This window comes from Deltaproteobacteria bacterium (genome assembly GCA_029210625.1).
In the GTDB taxonomy this organism is placed as follows: domain Bacteria; phylum Myxococcota; class Myxococcia; order SLRQ01; family SLRQ01; genus JARGFU01.
This window is the reverse complement of record JARGFU010000019.1, coordinates 44,390-63,078: the sequence shown is the minus strand read 5'-3', so window position 1 is coordinate 63,078 and position 18,689 is coordinate 44,390. Positions and strand designations below refer to the sequence as shown.

The 18,689-nt window shown below is 73.2% G+C and carries 15 protein-coding genes; 9 read left to right on the top strand and 6 right to left on the bottom strand.

The features are described 5' to 3' along the window. Window positions 1-9: 9 nt before the first annotated feature. Window positions 10-1,047 carry an S-methyl-5-thioribose-1-phosphate isomerase gene (mtnA, locus tag P1V51_17710; protein ID MDF1564884.1) on the top strand — a complete coding sequence of 346 codons (1,038 nt, stop codon included), beginning with the start codon at window positions 10-12 and terminating at the stop codon, window positions 1,045-1,047. A gap of 4 nt (window positions 1,048-1,051) precedes the next feature. On the opposite strand, the gene P1V51_17705 is transcribed toward mtnA, so the two are convergent. Together P1V51_17705 and P1V51_17700 are read right to left on the bottom strand one after the other, a co-directional pair. Next, the gene (locus P1V51_17705) at window positions 1,052-1,747 is read right to left on the bottom strand and encodes a hypothetical protein (protein MDF1564883.1); all 696 of its coding nucleotides are present in this window, start codon (window positions 1,745-1,747) and stop codon (window positions 1,052-1,054) included. Window positions 1,748-1,851: 104 nt separating this feature from the next. Further along, the gene (locus P1V51_17700; GenBank protein MDF1564882.1) at window positions 1,852-4,815 is read right to left on the bottom strand and encodes a DNA translocase FtsK 4TM domain-containing protein; all 2,964 of its coding nucleotides are present in this window, start codon (window positions 4,813-4,815) and stop codon (window positions 1,852-1,854) included. Between the two features lie 176 nt (window positions 4,816-4,991). Between P1V51_17700 and P1V51_17695 the strand changes: the two genes are divergently transcribed. Further along, window positions 4,992-6,500 (top strand): RDD family protein, encoded by a 1,509-nt coding sequence (locus P1V51_17695; GenBank protein MDF1564881.1) that lies wholly within the window; start codon window positions 4,992-4,994, stop codon window positions 6,498-6,500. On the opposite strand, the gene P1V51_17690 is transcribed toward P1V51_17695, so the two are convergent. Both P1V51_17690 and P1V51_17685 read right to left on the bottom strand, forming a co-directional pair. Then, a complete protein-coding gene (locus P1V51_17690) occupies window positions 6,497-7,408 on the bottom strand; it encodes a 50S ribosomal protein L11 methyltransferase (GenBank protein MDF1564880.1) in 912 nt (303 codons plus the stop codon). The two genes, P1V51_17695 and P1V51_17690, sit on opposite strands and share 4 nt — an antisense overlap. A gap of 26 nt (window positions 7,409-7,434) precedes the next feature. Then, complete coding sequence (locus P1V51_17685; protein ID MDF1564879.1) at window positions 7,435-8,334, bottom strand: LysR family transcriptional regulator; 900 nt, start codon at window positions 8,332-8,334, stop codon at window positions 7,435-7,437. Window positions 8,335-8,450: 116 nt separating this feature from the next. Between P1V51_17685 and P1V51_17680 the strand changes: the two genes are divergently transcribed. Then, entirely contained in the window at window positions 8,451-11,354 is a 2,904-nt protein-coding gene (locus P1V51_17680) for an amino acid permease (GenBank protein MDF1564878.1), read from the top strand. Between the two features lie 89 nt (window positions 11,355-11,443). Next, complete coding sequence (locus P1V51_17675; GenBank protein ID MDF1564877.1) at window positions 11,444-12,349, top strand: hypothetical protein; 906 nt, start codon at window positions 11,444-11,446, stop codon at window positions 12,347-12,349. 17 nt (window positions 12,350-12,366) lie between these two features. Here P1V51_17675 and P1V51_17670 read toward each other — a convergent pair whose 3' ends face one another. Next, window positions 12,367-13,122, bottom strand: coding sequence for a hypothetical protein (locus tag P1V51_17670; protein MDF1564876.1), 756 nt, complete (start codon window positions 13,120-13,122; stop codon window positions 12,367-12,369). Between the two features lie 209 nt (window positions 13,123-13,331). Between P1V51_17670 and bioF the strand changes: the two genes are divergently transcribed. Genes bioF through P1V51_17645 form a run of 5 tightly spaced genes read left to right on the top strand, consistent with a single transcriptional unit; the run spans window position 13,332 to window position 17,704 of the window. Further along, complete coding sequence (gene bioF, locus P1V51_17665; protein ID MDF1564875.1) at window positions 13,332-14,540, top strand: 8-amino-7-oxononanoate synthase; 1,209 nt, start codon at window positions 13,332-13,334, stop codon at window positions 14,538-14,540. After that, window positions 14,537-15,115: a hypothetical protein gene (locus P1V51_17660; protein ID MDF1564874.1), complete on the top strand. Its 579-nt coding sequence runs from the start codon at window positions 14,537-14,539 to the stop codon at window positions 15,113-15,115. The genes bioF and P1V51_17660 overlap by 4 nt, the downstream gene beginning before the upstream one ends. Next, window positions 15,112-16,383, top strand: a complete 1,272-nt coding sequence (gene bioA / locus P1V51_17655; GenBank protein ID MDF1564873.1) for an adenosylmethionine--8-amino-7-oxononanoate transaminase — start codon at window positions 15,112-15,114, stop codon at window positions 16,381-16,383. Before P1V51_17660 ends, bioA begins: the two co-directional genes overlap by 4 nt. Then, window positions 16,380-17,147, top strand: coding sequence for a 16S rRNA (uracil(1498)-N(3))-methyltransferase (locus P1V51_17650; GenBank protein ID MDF1564872.1), 768 nt, complete (start codon window positions 16,380-16,382; stop codon window positions 17,145-17,147). Before bioA ends, P1V51_17650 begins: the two co-directional genes overlap by 4 nt. A gap of 26 nt (window positions 17,148-17,173) precedes the next feature. After that, on the top strand, window positions 17,174-17,704 hold the full coding sequence (locus tag P1V51_17645) for a hypothetical protein (GenBank protein MDF1564871.1): 531 nt from the start codon (window positions 17,174-17,176) through the stop codon (window positions 17,702-17,704). On the opposite strand, the gene P1V51_17640 is transcribed toward P1V51_17645, so the two are convergent. Then, window positions 17,705-18,583, bottom strand: a complete 879-nt coding sequence (locus P1V51_17640; GenBank protein ID MDF1564870.1) for a hypothetical protein — start codon at window positions 18,581-18,583, stop codon at window positions 17,705-17,707. Window positions 18,584-18,689: the final 106 nt, after the last annotated feature.

Below are 18,689 nucleotides of genomic sequence, written 5' to 3'. Positions count from 1 at the left end.
TCGCCGGCCATGAGCCGCCGACACATCGAGTGGGACGAGAGCGAGCTGCGCTTGCTCGATCAGCGCCTCCTCCCCCGGGAGGAGACCTACGTCGCCTGCGCCGACGCCGACAGCGCGGCGAGGGCCATCACCGACATGGTGGTGCGCGGGGCGCCGGCCATCGGGGTGACCGCGGCCTACGGCCTCGCCCTGGAGGCGGCCCGCACCCTGGGCGAGGGGGGCTCCGGCGAGGAGGCCTTCCGCGCCGCCGCGGCCCGGATGCGCGAGGCCCGCCCCACGGCGGTGAACCTGATGTGGGCCGTGGACCGTATGCTCCGCGTGCTGGAGCGCGGGGGCGGGGACGTGGTCGCCGCTCTGCGCGCCGAGGCCGAGGCCATCGACGCCGAGGATCTGCAGATGTGCAAGGACATCGGCCGCCACGGCGGTGCCCTGCTGCCCGAGGAGGGCACGGTGCTGACCCACTGCAACGCCGGTGGCCTGGCCACCGCCGGCTACGGGACGGCGCTGGGGGTGATCCGGGGCGGCCTCGAGCAGGGCAAGCGGCTGAAGGTCTTCGCCGACGAGACCCGGCCCTACCTCCAGGGCGCGCGGCTGACCGCCTACGAGCTCCACCAGGACGGAATCGACGTGACGGTGATCCCCGACGTCGCCGCCGGCCACCTCATGAGCAAGGGGCTCGTGCAGGCGGTGGTCGTCGGCTCGGATCGCATCGCCGCCAACGGCGACGTGGCGAACAAGATCGGCACCTATCAGGTGGCGGTGCTGGCCCACCGGCACGGCATCCCCTTCTACGTGGCGGCGCCGACCTCCACCGTGGACCTCGAGACGGCGACCGGGGAGGGCATCCCCATCGAGGAGCGCTCCGAGGAAGAGGTGACCCACCTCGTCGGGGTGCAGCTCGCCCCGACCGGGGTGAAGGCCCGCAACCCGGCCTTCGACGTGACCCCCGCCGAGCTGGTCACCGCCATCATCACCGAGCAGGGGGTCGCGCGGGCCCCCTACGGCCCGGCGCTGGCCGGGATGGTCGCCGCGGCCAGCGCCGACTGACGCCCTAGTTGCCGTTGTTGCAAACCGGGTCGCTCGGGTAGCCGCAGTCGCCGCTCGTGTTGCAGCCGCAGACCCCGCCGACGCAGACCTCGCCCGAGCAGTCGGAGTCGTCGACGCAGTCGTAGTAGGTGCAGAAGAGCGCGCCGTCGTCCGCCCGGGCCGTGCAGGCCTGGCCGAAGTCGCACTCGCTGCCGCCGGGGGTGCAGGGGGTCTGGCAGGCCATGCGCCCGTTCACCAGGAGGCAGTCCTGGTTGGGGTACTGGGTGCAGTCCGCGGCGCTGGTGCACTCGGCGCGGTAGCAGATCCCGTTCACGCACTCGGACTGGGCGTACATGCAGTCGCCCACGACGGTGCAGCCGTGGGTGCAGGTGGGCGGCTGGTCCGTGCCGACGCAGTCCAGGGCGCAGGTGGCCACGGTCTCGGTCGTCCCGCAGACGCCGTCCCCGCAGGTGTCTCCGCCCCCGTCGGGCACCCCGGTGTCGGGGCTGCCGCCGTCCGAGCCCCCGGCGTCGCCGGCGTCGCTCCCGCCTCCGTCGTCGCAGAGCGAGATGTCGCTGCAGGAGCCGGCGTCGCCGGGGTCCTGGTCGGTGGGCTCGCCGCAGGCGCCGGACGAGGAGATCAGGAAGAGGCCGAAGGCGGCCAGGAGGACGAAGACGAGCTGGTCGAGACCCAGCTCGCGCTCGGAAGGCTGATCACGCATCTGTGCTCCCCATGAGTCGAGCGGCCGGATCTTTCGGGAGGGGCTCCAGCAACCCCCCTCGACGCCGGCCGGACGAGGAAGAGCATAGCACGGGCGAGGGCCCGCTAGGCCGGCGGAGGGGTGACCGGCGGCGGCGCGGAGATGAGCACGTCGCGGGGCTTGGCGCCGTCGGCCGGGCCGACGATGCCCTCGCGCTCCATCTGCTCGACCATCCGCGCGGCGCGGTTGTAGCCGATCTTCATCTTGCGCTGGAGCATCGAGACCGAGATCTTCTCCATCTCCGAGACGACCATCACCGCCTCGTCCCACTTGGGATCGTAGTCCTCCTCCTCGCCCTCTTCGCCCTTCTCCTCGTCCCGGGCCTTGAGGATCGACTCGTCGTAGATGGGCTCGCCCTGCCTCGTCAGGTGATCGACGAGGCGCTTCACCTCGTCGTCGGAGACGAAGGCGCCGTGGACGCGGGTGGGGTCGGCCTGGCCGGGGGGGATGATCAGCATGTCGCCCATGCCCAGCAGCTTCTCCGAGCCCGGCTGGTTGATGATGGTCTGGGAGTCGTGGCGGGAGGCGACCCGGAAGCCGATCCGCGCCGGGAAGTTCACCTTGATGAGGCCGGTGAGGACGTCGGTGGAGGGGCGCTGGGTGGCGACCAGGAGGTGGAGGCCGGCGGCGCGGGCCTTCTGGGCGATCCGGGCGATGTAGGTCTCGACGTCGCGGGAGGCCACCATCATCAGGTCGGCCAGCTCGTCGATGATGATGACGATCAGCGGCAGGTGATCCGGTGGCTTCGGATCGTCGACCAGACGCTGCTTGAACTCCTCCTCGACCTCGGGGCGGCGCGGGTCGAGCATGGACATCGTCTCGAGATCGGGGAGCTTCGGCAGGGCCTGCTGGCGCTCCTCCCACTCGCTCTTGGCCTTCTTCACCTCACGGTTGAAGCCGGCCAGGCCTCGCACGCCCCAGTCGGCGAGGAGCTGGTAGCGGCGGTCCATCTCCTCGACCGCCCAGCGCAGGGCCAGGGCGGCCTTGGCCGGATCCTTCACGACCGGCAGGAGCAGGTGGGGGATGCCCTCGTAGAGGGAGAGCTCGGTCCACTTCGGATCGACCATGATGAAGCGGACGTCGTCGGGGGTGGCCCGCATCAAGATGGACGAGATCATCGCGTTCACGGCGACGGACTTGCCCGAGCCGGTGGTGCCGGCGACCAGGAGGTGGGGCATCTTCGCGAGGTCGGCGACGAAGGGCATGCCCTCGACGTCCTTGCCCACGCCCATGGTGAGCTTGCCCTTGGCCTCCTGGAAGGCGGGCTGCTCCAGGATCTCCCGCAGCTGCACGGTCTGCCGCACCTTGTTGGGCACCTCGATGCCCACCGCGCCCTTGCCGGGCAGGGGCGCGACGATGCGGACCCGCAGCGCCTCCATGGCCATGGCCAGGTCGTCGGAGAGGCTGGCGATCTTCGAGATCTTCACTCCGGGGCCGGGCACGAACTCGTACATGGTGACGACGGGTCCGAGGCGGATCTTGGTGACCTCGCCGCTGATGCCGAAGTCGGCCAGCTTCTGGCAGAGCTTGCGGGCCGTCTCGTGCAGGCCGTCCCGGTCGAGGGTGGACTTCCGGTCCTCGACCACCTCGTCGAGCAGATCGAGATCGGGCAGCTCGAAGCGCTCCCCGTGGGTGGTGAAGGCGAAGGCCCCCTGCTGCTTCTTGCGCTTCTTCGGGGTCTCGGGCTGGACGGCCTCGACGATGGTGGGGCCCTCGGAGGCCTGCTTCGGCGTGGGCCTCGCGGGCGGAGGGGGAGCCACCACGAGCTCGACGGGAGGGGTCTCGGGCTCTGCCTCGACTTCGGGCTCGAGCTCCAGCTCGGGCTCGAGCTCGGCCACCGCCTCCGGGGCCAGGATCGGCTGGGGGTCCGAGGGGGTGAGGCCCTCGATCACCGGCCCCGGCGAGCGCACGTGGAGCTGGGGCCGGGGGAGGGCGACCGGGGCGGGCTCACCCAGGGAGTCGATCCAGGCGGGATCGGAGTGGTTGGGATCGCAGAGCGGATCGCGCTCCTCGGCGGGGAGCTCCTCGATCGGGGCGATGCCGGCGAGCTGCGGGCTGGCCGGGGGCGGGGGCGGGGGCGCCGCCTCGACCTTCACCTTGCCGCGGGTCTTCTTGCCGTTGGCGAGCTCGCTGTCGCTGCGCGGGACCTCCACCACGGCGGCGAGGGGATCCTCCGGCGCGGCGGCCGCGCGGGCCTCCGCGGCGGCCACGGCCTCCGCGGTCCGCTCCATCCGCTCGAGGCGAGCCCGGGCCCGGGCCCGGGCCTCGCGGCGCTCGGCGCGGGTCTCGAGGTGGTGCTCCCAGAGGCGCTCGCCGAAGGTGCGGGTGGCCACGAGGACACCGTCGCCCAGGCGGCGCAGGGTGCGCACCGCCGGGCCGGCCATGGCGTGCACCCGCAGGTCGGCGGCCAGGACCAGCGCCAGGATCATCAGGGCGATGGCGACGATCACCGCGCCCACGGTGTTGAGCTGGCCGCGGAGCAGCTCACCGCCGAAGAGGCCGACCAGGCCGCCCGGGACGTGGTGGAAGGGGCGGGTCTCCGGGATGAGCAGGTGGGCGAGCACCGCCCCGGCGAGGACGACGGTGGTCCAGCCCATGGCCTCGAGGACCGTGATCCGCAGGCGCAGGCGGGAGAAGAGGAGGGCGGCGATGCCCACGCAGACCAGGGCGAGGACGAAGGCGCCGACGCCGAGGGTGGAGAGGAGGAGGTCGGCGAGCTGGTGGCCGAAGCTCCCGATGAGGTTGGCGGCCGGCGGCAGGCCCCGCCCGACGAGGCTGTCGTCCGAGGGGTCGAAGCTCCACACCGCCAGGCCGAGGGTGAGGCCGATGGCCACGAGGACGACGCCGACGAGCTCCCGGCGGTGGCCGGGAGAGGCGGGCTTCTTCGGGCTGGCCGCGGCGGAGGGCGCCGGGGTGCGGGCCTTCGCCGCGCTGCGGGACTTGCCTCCGGCCTTCCCCGCGCTCGCCTTGCGGGCGGGGGTCTTCCGGGTGCTCTTGCCTTCGTCCTTCTTCGTGCTCGTGCGTGCCATCCGCGGGGGTCGCTCCTCTTCTGACTGCGGGTCGAATGGGCGCAGCTCTCGCCGCCTTCCCAAGCTACTGCGAGGTACCTTCCGGTCAACTTTTTGACGCCGGGGGAGGGCCGGTGGGCAGGTGGCCGCCAGGGTGGTTTTCTTGACCACCTCGATCGTGGCGGCATCCTGCGCTCATGCAGAGCGCCAGCTGGTTCGTCTCCCCCGATGACAAGTCCCAGGACGAGGCCCGCAAGCACGTGCCCAAGGGGCACCGCCGGGTTCTCAGCCGCCGGCCGCCGAGGGCTCCGCAGCTCGACGACGAGCTGATCGCCGCCGCCCTCGAGGAGATGAGCGCCGGAGAGGCCCTCGGCGCCTCGCTGCCCGAGCGCCCCGCCCGCCAGGCGCCGGCCTCGGCCCCGCTCGATCCCGGCCACTTCTCCCGGGAGGCCGTGACCCTGCCGCCCCATCCGGCCAGCGCGCTCGCCCTCGCGCCCCTCCCCGAGGCCCTGCGGGACGACGTCCCCGAGGCCGAGGCGCCCGCGGAGGCCCTGCGGGACGACGTCCCCGAGGCCGAGGCGCCCGCGGAGGCCCTGCAGCCCGCGGAGTCCGAGGACCTCGCGGTCACCGATCCGGGGCTGCCCGGCTTCGCCGAGAGGATCGCCCACCTGCCGATCCCCGTCCCGGAGCGGGAGCCGGAGCCCGTGGCCGCCGCCGAGGTCGAGGTCGAGGCGCCGCCCAGCGACGTGATCCCCGAGGCCTTCCGGGTCGAGCCCGCCCCCGAGCCTCCCCTCACCCTGGACGAGGCGCCGCGCTACTCGCCCCCCATCACGCCGGCGCCGGCCGAGCCCCGCCCCTCCCGCTTCCTCGACCTCGAGCACTCCGAGCCGCCGACCAGCAGCGAGTCCCTCGAGGCCGCCTGGTTCGCCGGCCTCGGCGAGCGCAGCTCCGAGGAGCCGGCCTGGGCCGGCACCGTGATGGAAGAGAGCCTGGCCGACACGGTCGTGCGGCCGGCCGACGAGCTCCCCGCGCTGCCGGTGCCCACGCCCGAGCCCGCCGAGGACCGCGAGGCGCCGGAGCACGAGGTGAGCGCCGAGTCGATCACCACCCCGCCCGGCATCGGTGAGCTGCGCATCTCCAGCCCGGCCTTCGACGTCTTCCGCCGCAGCGCCGTCCTCGACACGCCTCGCCCCGAGCACGATCCCCGGGACTCGGCCCTCACCCCGGCCAGCGAGCTGGAGGACGAGGAGATCCGCCCCGCCGAGCGCAAGATCGTGCGCGCCCGGGTCGCCAGCATCGGCGCCCGCGCCCTGGCCTGGCTGATCGACGGCGCGATCCTCTCCTCGACGGTCGCCGGCCTGGCCTGGGCCGCCGCCCGGGTGGCGGGCAGCGATCTGGGGCCGGCCTCGGTGCTGCGCGACCCCCTCGTCGCCGCCGGCTTCCTCGGCCTCGCGGCCGTGGTGGGCACGGTCTACGCCGCCGCGGGCGCCCTCGTCGGCGGCCAGACCTTCGGCGCCCGCCTCGCGAAGGTGCGGGTCCTCGATCGGCGCGGCCGAGCCCCGGGCCTCAAGCTCGCGCTCCTGCGCGGCTTCACCGCCTCGGTGGGCACCCTCTTCTTCCTGGTCGGCCTGGTCTGGGTCGTGGTCGACGACCGCGGCCAGGCCCTGCACGACAAGATCGCGAAGACCTACGTCGTCCGCGCCTAGGGCAAGGGCCGCCGGAGCGTGACCCGCGCCCAGCCGCCCTCGCTGACCGTCTCGCGGTGCTCGAGGCCCTCGGCCTCGTAGGCCGCGCGGGCCTCTGCGGCCTGCTCCTCGAGCAGCCCCGAGAGGAAGATCTCCCCGCCGGGCGCCAGGCGGGCGGCCGCGGCCGGGGCGAGGAGCTGCAGCACCCCGAGCTGGATGTTGGCGGCCACGAGATCCCAGACGCCGCTGTGCTGCTCGGGGCCCTCGGTGGTGGCCTCCACCCGGTCGAGCACGCCGTTGCGCTCGGCGTTCTCGAGGGTGACCTCGACGGCCACCGGATCGTTGTCGATGGCCAGGGCCCGGTCGGCGCCCAGGCGCAGGGCGGCGATGGAGAGGATGCCGCTGCCGCAGCCCAGGTCGAGCACGCTCGGGGCGTGACCCTCCTTCCGGTGGCGGGCGACCGCCTCCTCCAGGGCGACCAGGCAGAGGGCGGTGGTCGGGTGGCTGCCGGTGCCGAAGGCCAGGCCCGGATCGAGGACCAGCTCCTCCCGTCCGTCCTCGGGGCCGGGCTCGTGCCAGGTGGCCCGGATGCGCAGGCGCTGGCCGAGCTCCACCGGGACGACCTGCGAGCGGACTACCTCCACCCAGTCCTCGGCCTCGACCTCGTCCAGGGTGAGGGTCGCGTCGGCGGGCAGGGTGGCGCCGAGGTGGGCCCGGAGGGCCTCGTGATCGGTGCCGGCCTCGAGCCAGGCCAGGACCTGCGCCCGCCCGGCGGCCGGGGCGCTCTCGCCCTCGGGCACCAGGGTCTGCTCGTCGCGCTCCTCGATGCCGGTGGCGCCGAGGACGAGGAGGAGGGCGCCAGCGGCGTCGGCCTCGCCGGCCGGGACGTCGATGCGCACGCGAAGGAAGGCCTCGGGTGTCTCGCTCATGGCCGACCCATCGCATACTGACCGGCTCACGAGAAGAGCTCCTCCCGGGCCGTGGCGCCGATGGCGACGACGGCCGGGTGCCGGAGCCGGCGCTCGACGGAGACCATGTAGAAGCTGGCGGTGATCTCGTCGGTGCTGCCGAGGGCCTCGACCTCGTACTGGCGGACGGCCTCCTCCTCGACCACCGAGGGCACGGCGTAGAAGCCCATGCCCGCCTGGCCGAAGACCTTGAGCAGGGCGCTGTCCTCGAACTCACCGGCAACCCTGGGCTGCAGCCCGTGATCCGCGAACCAGCGGTCGAGCTCGCTGCGCAGGGCGGAGCCCTCGGCGGGCAGGAGGACCGGCTCGCCGTCGAGGGAGCCGGGGAAGCCGGCGCGCAGCTGCTCGGCCCGCTCCGGGCGGGCCAGGAAGGTGACGCCGCAGCGGCCGAGGAGGTGGTTGTGGGCCCGGACGTTCACGGCGTCCGGGATCGGTCGGTCGAGGAGGACGATGTCGAGCTCGTGGGTGGCGAGCTGGGCCAGCAGCGCCTCGGGGGGGCCCTCGCGGCAGAGGATGTGCACGGGATGCTCGAGGGTGAAGGCCGGCTCCAGCAGCCGGTAGGCGACCAGCTTGGGCAACACATCCACCACCCCGACCTTGAGGCGAAGGGCTCGGCCGGCGGGCTGACCCCGCAGGGTCTCCTGGAGCTCCCGGCCCAGCCCGAAGATCTCGTCGGCGTAGCTGCGAACCACCTTCCCCACCTCGGTGAGGACCAGCCGGCGCCCCTCCCGGAGGAAGAGCGCCTCCCCCAGGGAGGCCTCCAGCTCCCGGATCTGGCCGCTGACGGTCTGGGGGGCGAGGTGGAGGCTCCGGCTGGCCCGGGTGAGGTTCCCCTCGTGGGCGACCGCCCGGAAGAGGCGAAGATGGTGGAAGTTGAGGTGTTCCATGGCGATCTCCGGAATTCGAGAAAGTCGAACTATTTGACAGTTATATTCGAATTGCTCGAACGATTGTCGCTCTCTACCGTGTGAATGTGACGCCGGGGACCAGTGGAGGACGATCCGTGGCGGCTGCCCGGGGTGGGGCGGCCACCGGCAGCAGCCGGGCGCTGACCCGACAGCTGGGGCTGCTCGACGTCTTCGCGCTCTCCACCGGCGCGATGTTCAGCTCGGGCTTCTTCCTCTTGCCGGGCATCGCCTTCGCCATGGCCGGGAAGTGGTTCGTGGCGGCCTACGCCCTCTCGGCGGTGCTGGTGATCCCGGCCCTCTTCAGCAAGGCGGAGCTGGCGAGCGCCATGCCGCGCTCGGGCGGCACCTACTACTTCCTCGAGCGGAGCATGGGGCCGCTGGTGGGGACCGTCGGCGGGCTCGGGACCTGGCTGGCGATGGGGCTGAAGAACGCCTTCGCCCTGGTGGGGCTCGGCGCCTACGTCCTGCTCTTCTACGACATCGACATGACGATGGTGGCCGTCGCGGGGGCCGTCGGCTTCACGCTGATCAACATCTTCGGAGTGAAGGAGACGGCGCGGCTCCAGCGCTGGTTCGTCTTCGCCCTGCTGGGCATCCTCGGCGCCTTCCTCGTCGCGGGCGTCGTGCACCTGGAGGGGGTCGGGCGCCTGCAGACGCTGGGGAGCGAGCTCGCGGCGGCCCCGGGGGCGGACCTCGAGGGGGTGCTGGCCACCATCGGCCTGGTCTTCGTCTCCTACGCCGGCCTGACCAAGGTCACCGGCGTCGCGGAGGAGATCCGGAACCCCGACCGGAACATCCGCCGCGGCATGATCCTCTCCCTGGGGGCGGCGGTGACCGTCTACACCCTGGGGGCGCTGCTCCTCCTGCTCGTGGCCGATCCCGAGGTCTTCAAGACCGATCTGGCGCCCATCGCCACCGCCGCGGAGTCGGTCTTCGGCTGGATGCCCGGCCGGGTGGGGGTGATCGTCATCTTCGTCGCGGCCGCCGCCGCCTTCGCCTCGACGGCCAACGCCGGCATCCTCTCGGCCTCTCGCTATCTGCTGGCGATGGGGCGGGACAACCTCATCCCGAAGCCCTTCCAGAAGGTCGGCCGCTTCGGCACGCCCACCCTGGCGATCCTCTTCACCGGCGGCTTCATCGTCGTCACCCTCCTGACCCTCGACGTGATCAGCCTGGCCAAGCTGGCCAGCGCCTTCCAGCTGCTGATGTTCGCCCTCGTGAACCTGGCGGTCATCGTCATGCGCGAGTCACAGCTGCGCACCTACCACCCGCAGGTGCGGGCGCCGCTCTACCCCTGGCTGCAGATCTTCGGCATCCTCTCCTCGATCGGGCTGATCCTGGAGCTGGGCCGCCTGGCCGTGCTCTTCACCCTGGCCCTCTTCACCCTCGGCGTCGTCTGGTACTTCGCCTACGGCAAGCGTCGCTCCCAGCGGGGAGGCGCCATCCTCCACTGGTTCGAGCGCCTCGGGCGGGATCGCTCCGAGGGGCTGGAGCGGGAGATCTGGTCGATCCTCAAGGACACCGGCCTGAAGGCCGGCAACCACTACCTCGAGGCGATCGATCGGGCCCGGATCCTCGAGGTGGAGGAGTCGGTGAGCTTCCCCGTGCTGGCCTCTCGCGCCGCCCGCCTGCTGGGGCCCCGGATCCCGATGGGGGAGGAGGCCATCGCCGCCGAGTTCGTCCGCGGGGTCCGCTCGGGGCTCGTGCCCGTGGCCGATGGCATCGCCTTGCCCCACTTCCGGGCGCCCGGGCTCGGCCAGCACGAGCTGATCGTCGCGCGGGCGCGCGGCGGGATCACGATCGAGGTGGAGGAGGGCGCCGGGCCGGCGGAGGTCACCCAGGTCGTGCACGCCATCTTCTTCCTGGTGAGCCCGGAGGAGCTGCCCGGCGAGCACCTCCGCATCCTCGCCAAGCTGGCCAGCCTCCTCGAGCAGCCCGCCTTCGTCGACACCTGGGCCGCGGCGCCGGGGACCGAGAGCCTGCGGAGCCTGCTGCGCAGCAGCGCGATCCAGGAGGTCGACGATCAGCTGGCCAAGGGGGCCATCGCCCAGCGGGACGGGCGGACGTGGAAGCCGAGGGATCCCGAGTACTGGTTCTCGGACGTGCTCGTCGTGAACCCCTCCTACGGGGCCGGTCGGGCGGTCCTCGATCTGAGTGAGCGCCTCGCGAGGGACGACGCGAAGACCCGCCTGACGATCCTCCACACCCGGGAGGGGGAGGATCTCCGGGATCCGGAGGCCGCTCTCCTGGACGCCGAGGCACAGGTCGCTGCCGAGGCGCTCCTCGATCGGATCAGCCGCCCCCTGCGCTCGAGCGGGATCGAGGTGCAGACCCGGGTGCTGGTCGGAGAGCCCTGGGTGGAGACCATCCGCCAGGTCATCCGGGATCGCCACGACCTGGTCCTGGTCGCGGTCGACGCCTCCCAGCCTGGCGGACCCGACGCCTTCACCCGCCACCTCCTTCGCAAGTGCCCCTGTCCGGTGTTGACCCTCGCCCCGGGGGAGGAGGTGAGGATCCGTCGGGTGGTGGCCGCGATCGACGCCGCGGCCGAGGACCCCGCCCACCAGGCGCTGAACGCGCAGATCCTCGGTGCGGCCCGGCGGGTGGCCCGGCGAAGCGGCGCCGAGCTGCACGTCGCCTACGCCTGGTACTTCCCGGGCGGCGGCCTCCTCTCGGAGCGGGGGGTCTCGGACACCACGATCCACTCCGCCCGCCGGAGGCAACGCGAGTATCACGACGAGGTCTTCAAGAAGGCGCTGCAGGGCTTCGAGGCGGAGGGGGTGCCCCTCCACCGGCACCTCCTCGAGGGGCGGCCGGGGACGGCGATCCCCGCGTTCGCCCGGGAGCAGGAGATGGACCTCATCGTGATGGGCACGGTCACGCGCACCGGGATCGCCGGCTACTTCAGCGGCAACACCGCCGAGGACGTGCTGGCGAGGGCGAGCCGCTCGGTGCTCGCGATCAAGCCGCCCGGCTTCGTCACGCCGATCGAGCTCTGAGGGCGGCGGCGGGTTCGAAACCTGCTCGCGGCGCCCGGCTCTGGTACGATCGCGCAGCGCTCTCGCCGGACTCGGGGGCGCGACCCGCCATGCACACGATCGCCACCCTCCTCCTCGTCGCCGCCGCCGGCGCCGGACCCAAGGTCGTCGTCCCCCACTTCGCAACCCAGGGGGAGCTCGACGACGGCACCGCCGCCATCATCTCGGAGCTGGTCCTGACCGAGCTTCAGAACGGCCAGGGCATCCAGGCGCTCGGCCCCGACGACGTCGCCCGGATCATGGACCTCGAGGCGCAGCAGCAGCTCATGGGCTGCGAGACCGACGGCTGCTTCGCCGAGCTGGTCGGCGCCCTCGACGCCGACTTCGTCCTCGCCGGGCAGGTCGGACGCCTGGGGACCCTCTACGTCCTCACCCTGAAGGCGATCGACCCGGCGCAGGCCCAGGTCATCGGCCGGGTCAGCCGGACCCTGAAGAGCATCGAGGAGATCGCCACCACCCTGCCCGAGGTCCTGGGGGGGCTGGTGGCCAAGATGCGGGCGGCGCACCGGCCGGCCGCGAGCACCGCCAGCGCGGCGTCCGCGAGCGCCCCGGCGCCGGTCCCCGTGGCCGCGGCGGCCCCGCCCCCCACCGAGCTGGACCAGGCCCGCCGGGACGCCACCCGGGTCGTCGATCGGGTCCTGCGGACGGTGGAGAAGAACGACCGGAAGGGCTTCGAGAAGATGGTCCACCCGGCCGCCCTGAAGGTGACCCCGCTGCCCCTCTACTACTTCACCGAGCTGCGCAAGCTGCAGCGCGGCCGCAAGCGGATCGGCCTCTGCCCGGGGGGCAAGTTCGAGGCGAAGGACGGCTCCGGCGTCGTCGATCGCCTCGACGGGGAGGGGCTGCTCGTCCTCTGCCTGGCGATCGACGGAGGCAAGGAACCCGCCGCCGGCTCCATCCGCCTCAAGCAGGCGGAGCACGGCTGGCGGGTCTACGACTGGCAGCTGCCGAAGTAGCCGCCGGTCGACGCTGCTCAGGGCGCCGAGGAGAAGGTGACCGTCCGCACGTGGCGGCCGACCACCCAGCCGCCCTCGCCGTAGGCCGGGTCGAGGTTGCCGAGGCGGCGGCGCAGGAGCACCAGGGTGGTGTCGCAGGTCTCGCCCTCGTGACCGTCGATGTTCGTGAGGGTGCCGGCCGCGATGGTCAGGGTGCCCGGATCGCCGGTGATGGTGTTGGACTTCATCTCCCGGGCGCAGGTCGAGGTGACGATCTCCCAGAGCATGTCGTCGGTGGTGCCCGAGCTGTCCCAGGTCAGGACGATGTCGTCGTTGGCGCGGGAGAAGGTGGCGCCGGCGGCCGGCGCGGTGATCTCGAAGCCGGCGGGCAGGGAGAGCGTGGTGTTCGGGGCGCTCTCGTAGCCCTCGCCCCGGTTCCAGGCGACGGTGAAGGCCTTGTCGGTCTCGTCACCGGTGAAGGTGCCGACGTAGGAGATGGCGCCGAGCACGTTGCGCCGGGCCAGGGTCTTGGTCTCGCCCCCGGAGGTGGCGGTGACCGACTCCTCGGCGCCGAGCTCGAGGAAGGTGTTGGAGAGGGCGCCACCCACCCGCAGGGAGGTGGAGACCGTGGTGCTGCCGTCACCGTCGGCCTCGGCGGTGATGTTGGCGTAGACGCCCGAGGTCAGGACGTCCTCGGAGTCGACCTGCTCGCAGGCGAGGTTGGAGATGGCGACGAGGGCCAGCACGCCGAAGGCGGCGGGCAGGGTCGAGAAGCGACGAGTGGAGCGGATCATGTCTTCCTCCCAGAAAGGATCCATCGAAGGGTTCGTCCCTGATGGAGAGCAAGTCTCGTACCCGATCGATCTCCAGTAAAGCCGCGGTGTTGCACGAGGAGGCCCTGTCACCCGGAGTTCACACGCTGACAGCGAAGTCGTGCCTGTGAGCCGGGTCACGCGAGCTGTGGCGTTGACCTCCGGCCCGCGGGGGGCCACTTTCGCCGGCGATGGACGACACCCTCCTCGAGCCCGCCCTGAAGGCCGCCCTGGCCGCCGCCGAGGCCGCCGGTCTGCGCCGGGGTCTGCGGCCGGTCGAGGGGCAGGAGGGTCCCTGGCTGGAGGTGGAGGGGCGGCGCCTGCTCTCCTTCTCCTCGAACGACTACCTCGGCCTCTCCCACCACCCCCGGATCATCGCCGCGGCGCACGCCGCCCTCGATCGCTGGGGCTTCGGCGCCGGCGCCTCCCGCCTGATCACCGGCGACCGGGCGGTGCACGAGGCCCTGGAGGCGGCCCTCGCCCGCCTGATGGGCACCGAGGCCGCCCGCCTCTTCACCTCGGGCTACCACGCCAACACCGGCGCCCTGCCGGCCCTCGCCGGCAGCGGGGATCGGATCTTCTCCGACGCCCTGAACCACGCCTCCCTCATCGACGGCTGCCGCCTCTCCCGGGCCGAGGTGCAGGTCTACCCGCACCGCGACCTCGCGGCCCTCGAGCGGCTGCTGGTCCGGGCGCCGGGGGGCGGCCGGCGGCTGATCGTCACCGACGCCGTCTTCTCCATGGACGGTGATCGGGCGCCCCTCTCCGGGCTCGTGGCGCTGGCGGAGCAGCACGGCGCGACCCTCTTCCTCGACGAGGCCCACGCCCTCGGCGTGCTCGGCCCGGCGGGCCGCCCGGCGGGGCTCGCCGCCGAGGCCGGCCTCGAGGCGAGGGTCGCCCTGCGGATGGGCACCCTGGGCAAGGCCCTGGGCACCTTCGGCGCCTTCGTGGCGGGCAGCGCGGCCGCCTGCGAGCACCTGCTGGGCTCGGCCCGCAGCTTCGTCTTCACCACCGCGCTGCCGCCGGTGGTGGCCGCCGCCGCCCTCGAGGCGCTGGCGGTGCTGCAGGACGAGGGGGAGGCGCGGCGGGCGCGGCTCTTCGCGGCGGTCGATCACCTGCGCGCCGGCCTCTCGGCCCTCGGGCTCGCGGTCGGCCCGGAGCGCACCCCCATCCTGCCCCTGATCCTCGGTAGCCCCGAGCGCACCCTGCGGGTCGCCGGGCGCCTCCTCGAGGAGGGCCTCTGGGTGCACCCGATCCGGCCGCCCACCGTGCCCGAGGGGAGCAGCCGCCTGCGCATCGCCCTCTCGGCCGATCATGGTATCGAGGAGGTCGATCGGCTCCTGCGGGCCCTGCCCCGCTGCCTGGAGGACACGTCTCGAGACGGGAGGTCGGTGGCATGAAGAGAGTGATGCTGGTTTGCGTGCTGGTGTTGGCTGGCTGCCCCTCGAAGGAGGAGGCGCCGCCCCCGGCGGCCGGGCAGGAGGCGCCGCCCCCCGCGGCCGCCGTGGTGCCCGCCGAGCCGCCCACCGACGCCGCCCGGGCCCGGGCAGCGGCGCTGCGCGAGCAGCAGACGGTGACCACCGACGAGATCCGCGCGGCCTGGGCCCTGAAGGCCTGCGAGGCCGGCTGCGACGAGCGGCAGCGGGCCATCGCCACCCGCCTCTCCTCGGCCGCCCAGCTGGTGCCCTACACCCGCGACGAGGCGCCCGTCGGGCTGATGCTGATGCGGGTGCAGGCCTACAGCCCCTGGATCGCCTGCCGCCTCGAGCCCAACGACCTCTTGAAGGCGGTGGAGGGTGCGCCGGTGCGCGGTGAGGAGGACATCCCCCGGGTGATCCGGGCCTGCGTCCTCGGCCAGGCCCTCAGCCTCGAGCGCCGGGGCAAGCCCGTCGAGCTGCCGGCCCGGCCGGCGGTCAGCGCGCCCGCGAAGGCGCCGGAGGAGATCCTCCCGCCCGGCACCCGGGACCTGGAATGAGCCAGCGCCTCGCCGACCTCGACCGCAAGCACGTCTGGCACCCCTTCACTCCCATGGCGGAGTGGATGGCCAGCGAGCCCCTGATCATCGAGCGGGCGGAGGGGAGCTACCTCGTCGACACCGAGGGCCGCCGCTACCTCGACGGCGTGAGCAGCCTCTGGGTGAACGTCCACGGCCACCGCAAGGCGGCCATCGACGAGGCCATCCGGGAGCAGCTCGAGCGGGTCGCCCACACGACCCTCCTCGGCCTGGCCAGCGTGCCCTCCATCGAGCTGGCCGCGAGGCTCATCGCGGTGGCCCCCGAGGGGCTGACGCGGGTCTTCTACAGCGACAGCGGCTCCACCGCCGTCGAGGTCGCCCTGAAGGTGGCCTACCAGTACCAGCGCCAGCGGGGCGCCCCGGAGCGCTCGCGCTTCGGCACCCTGGCCGGCGCGTACCACGGCGACACCATCGGCTCGGTCTCCCTGGGCGGCATGGACCTCTTCCACGCCACCTACCGGGCGCTGCTCTTCGAGTCGCTCAAGGTCGATCCCCAGGACCTCGGCGCCCTCGACGCCTTCTTCGAGGCTCACGGCGGCGAGCTGGCCGCCTTCGTCATGGAGCCGCTGGTGCAGGGGGCGGCCGGGATGATCTTGCAGCCCCCGGGCTTCCTTCGCCGGGTGCGCGAGCTCTGCGATGCCCACGACGTGCTGCTGGTCCTCGACGAGGTGGCCACCGGCTTCGGCCGCACCGGCACCCTCTTCGCCTGCGAGCAGGAGGGGGTGCGCCCCGACGTGCTCTGCCTGGCCAAGGGCATCACCGGCGGGACCCTGCCCCTGGCCGCGACCCTCTTCACGGAGGCGATCCACGACGCCTTCCTCGGCGCGCCCGAGGAGGCGAGGACCTTCTTCCACGGCCACACCTACACCGGGAACCCGCTGGCCTGCGCCGCGGCGATCGCCAGCCTGCGCCTCTTCGAGGAGGAGCGGACCCTCGAGCGCCTGCAGCCGAAGATCGCGCAGCTCTCCCGGCGCCTCGAGGCCCTCGCCGCGCGCGCCGACGTGGTCGAGGTGCGGCAGCGGGGCTTCATGGTGGGCATCGAGCTCGAGAGCAGCGACCCCCTGCGCCGGCGGGGCGTGCGGGTCTGCGCGAAGATGCGCGAGCGCGGCGTGATCGTGCGGCCCCTCGGGGACGTGGTCGTCCTCATGCCGCCCCTGGCGATCTCCGGGGAGGAGCTCGAGCAGCTCCTGGACGTGACGGCGTGGGCCCTCGAGGAGGTCCCCGCTTGAGCCAGCACCACCGCCTCCACCTGGACCCCGGCCTCCTCGAGAGCGCGGGGGAGGGCGAGCGCCTGGAGCTCCCGCCCGAGGCCGCGAGCTACCTGGTGCGCGTGCTGCGCCTCGGGGTGGGGGACACCGTGGAGATCTTCGACGGGCTCGGCTTCGTCCGCGAGGCAGCCCTCGTGGCGGTGGAGGGAAAGCGGGTCTACCTCCAGCCCGGCGAGCGCCGCGCGGGCCTGCCCCTGCCGCCGCCCTTCCTCCTGCTCCAGCCGGTGCTCAAGGGCGAGAAGATGGACTGGCTGATCCAGAAGGCCTGTGAGCTGGGCCTGAGCGCGCTCTGGCCGGTGAGCACCGAGCGCTGCGTGGTCCAGCTCGATCCGAAGAAGGCCGAGAAGCGGCTGGAGCGCTGGCGGAAGATCGCCGAGGAGGCCTGCCGGCAGTGCGGCCGGGCGGACCTCCCCGAGCTGCGCCCGCCCTCTTCCCTGCGCGAGGCGCTCGCCGCCCTGCCGCCCGCCGCGGATCTGCAGCGCCTGGTCGCCTGGGAGGAGGAGGAGGGCCGGGGCCTGCGGGAGGCGGTGCGCGCCGCCGGAGGCGCGCCCGGGCACGCCCTGCTCGTCGGCCCCGAGGGGGGCCTCACGGCCGCCGAGGTCGAGGCGGCGCAGGAGGCCGGCTTCGAGGCGGTGAGCCTCGGCGGCCGGATCCTCCGGGCCGAGACCGCGGGCCTCGCGGTGCTCGCGGCCCTGCGCTTCGAGCAGGGCGAGCTGGGGCGCTGATCCGCATCTGCTATCCTGGGCGGACCATGCGCCGCCTCCTCTCCCTCCTCGCCCTCGTCCTCTTCACCACCCTCGCCGGAGCCTGCTGGCCGGTGGAGGACGACGACGGCTCCGGCGGGGACGGCGGCACGATCCGGGACGCCGGCTGGGACGCCGGGGGCTTCGACGGGGGCGGCAGCGACGCCGGCGGCGAGGACGGCGGCGGCCTCGACGGTGGGGGGAGCGACGGAGGTGGCATCGACGACGGAGGCGTGACCGGCCCCTGCGCCGACTGGCCCTCGACCGCCTACGCGACGCCGGGCTGCGGGGCGGCACCTCTGAGCGTATACTTCGACTCCACCGAGCTGCAGCAGGCCTACACCGCCAACGGCTGCAACTACTGGGGCGTCACCTGGGACTTCGGTGACGGCGACACATCGACCGGAGACTACCCGATCCACGTCTTCACCCCGGGCGACTACCTGGTGCGCGCCGACGGCGACGGAGAGTGCTGCGACACCAACGGCTGCTACACCTTCGGGCTGAACCTCACCGACATCCCCATCCGCGCCTACTGATCAGCGCGGCACCGGGATGGTCACGGGGTCGTGGTCGTCGATGACGATCTCGGCCTCGCCGATGCTCCAGAGCAGCGGGGTGAAGGTGACCCGCACCGTGTGCCCGGTGGCGGTCTGCACGAGGAGGGTCCCCGACTTGGGGAAGCGATCGCCCAGCTCGTACTCGAGGGTGGTGGCGGTGAGGCTGTCGGTGCCCGCGGGTCCCTCGAGGGTGCCGGTGCCGTCGATGAGGAGGGTGGTGCCTCCGATGACCGGCGGACCGCTGCGGGAGGCGACGGTGGCGTCGAGGGTGAAGCTGCGGCCGCTCTGGCCGGGCACCGGGCCGCTGACCTGGGCCCAGTAGCGGGTCTCGTCGCTGCAGGTGCCGTAGCCCCCCGTGGCCGAGAGGCCCACGCCGTCCACCGTGAGGGTCGAGACGTCGAGGGCGAGGTCCATGCGGCTCTCACCGCCGCTGTAGGTGAAGACCAGCGTCCCGGCGAGCTCGTGCCCCTCCAGCGTGCAGCCGGTGCCGAAGTCGATGACGATCTCGTCGGCGTCGGCGCTCACCGGGCCGTGGCTCACGGTGGCGCAGGCGACCTCGGCGTCGAACTCGGGGGCGACGCGGCCGACGAAGGTCTGGCGGGGCTCGCCGCACTCGTAGACCGGCAGGAGGCCGAGCACCTCGAGCACCGTGCGGGCGGCCTCGGCGCCCTCCATCGCGGCGTCGGCGGTGGCCCGGGCCTCGGCGATCAGCGCCTGCGGGGCGGGGTTCCCGCCGCTCGAGCCCCCGTCGCTGCCGCCGCCGCCGTCGGGATCGTCGATGCCGGGGGCCATCCCGCAGGCCAGGGAGAGGGCGAGGAGGGGGAGGGCGAGGGCCGCGGGGAGGGTGAGGCGCTTCATGCTCCGAGCATGGAGCAAGGCGCGGGCCAGGTCGAGAACCGGCTCCTGTGGGCCGATCCTCGGGGTGCCGCCCCTCGATCGGGGCAGCGCTGTCAGGGGGGCTGCG

Coding starts and splice junctions, on each gene's coding strand:
- P1V51_17645 (MDF1564871.1), top strand. CDS start 17,174: ATGCGCCGCCTCCTCTCCCTCCTCGCCCTCGTCCTCTTCACCACCCTC.
- P1V51_17660 (MDF1564874.1), top strand. CDS start 14,537: ATGAAGAGAGTGATGCTGGTTTGCGTGCTGGTGTTGGCTGGCTGCCCC.
- P1V51_17685 (MDF1564879.1), bottom strand. CDS start 8,334: ATGGAACACCTCAACTTCCACCATCTTCGCCTCTTCCGGGCGGTCGCC.
- P1V51_17705 (MDF1564883.1), bottom strand. CDS start 1,747: ATGCGTGATCAGCCTTCCGAGCGCGAGCTGGGTCTCGACCAGCTCGTC.
- mtnA (MDF1564884.1), top strand. CDS start 10: ATGAGCCGCCGACACATCGAGTGGGACGAGAGCGAGCTGCGCTTGCTC.
- P1V51_17670 (MDF1564876.1), bottom strand. CDS start 13,122: ATGATCCGCTCCACTCGTCGCTTCTCGACCCTGCCCGCCGCCTTCGGC.
- P1V51_17695 (MDF1564881.1), top strand. CDS start 4,992: ATGCAGAGCGCCAGCTGGTTCGTCTCCCCCGATGACAAGTCCCAGGAC.
- P1V51_17640 (MDF1564870.1), bottom strand. CDS start 18,583: ATGAAGCGCCTCACCCTCCCCGCGGCCCTCGCCCTCCCCCTCCTCGCC.
- P1V51_17675 (MDF1564877.1), top strand. CDS start 11,444: ATGCACACGATCGCCACCCTCCTCCTCGTCGCCGCCGCCGGCGCCGGA.
- P1V51_17690 (MDF1564880.1), bottom strand. CDS start 7,408: ATGAGCGAGACACCCGAGGCCTTCCTTCGCGTGCGCATCGACGTCCCG.
- P1V51_17700 (MDF1564882.1), bottom strand. CDS start 4,815: ATGGCACGCACGAGCACGAAGAAGGACGAAGGCAAGAGCACCCGGAAG.
- bioF (MDF1564875.1), top strand. CDS start 13,332: ATGGACGACACCCTCCTCGAGCCCGCCCTGAAGGCCGCCCTGGCCGCC.
- bioA (MDF1564873.1), top strand. CDS start 15,112: ATGAGCCAGCGCCTCGCCGACCTCGACCGCAAGCACGTCTGGCACCCC.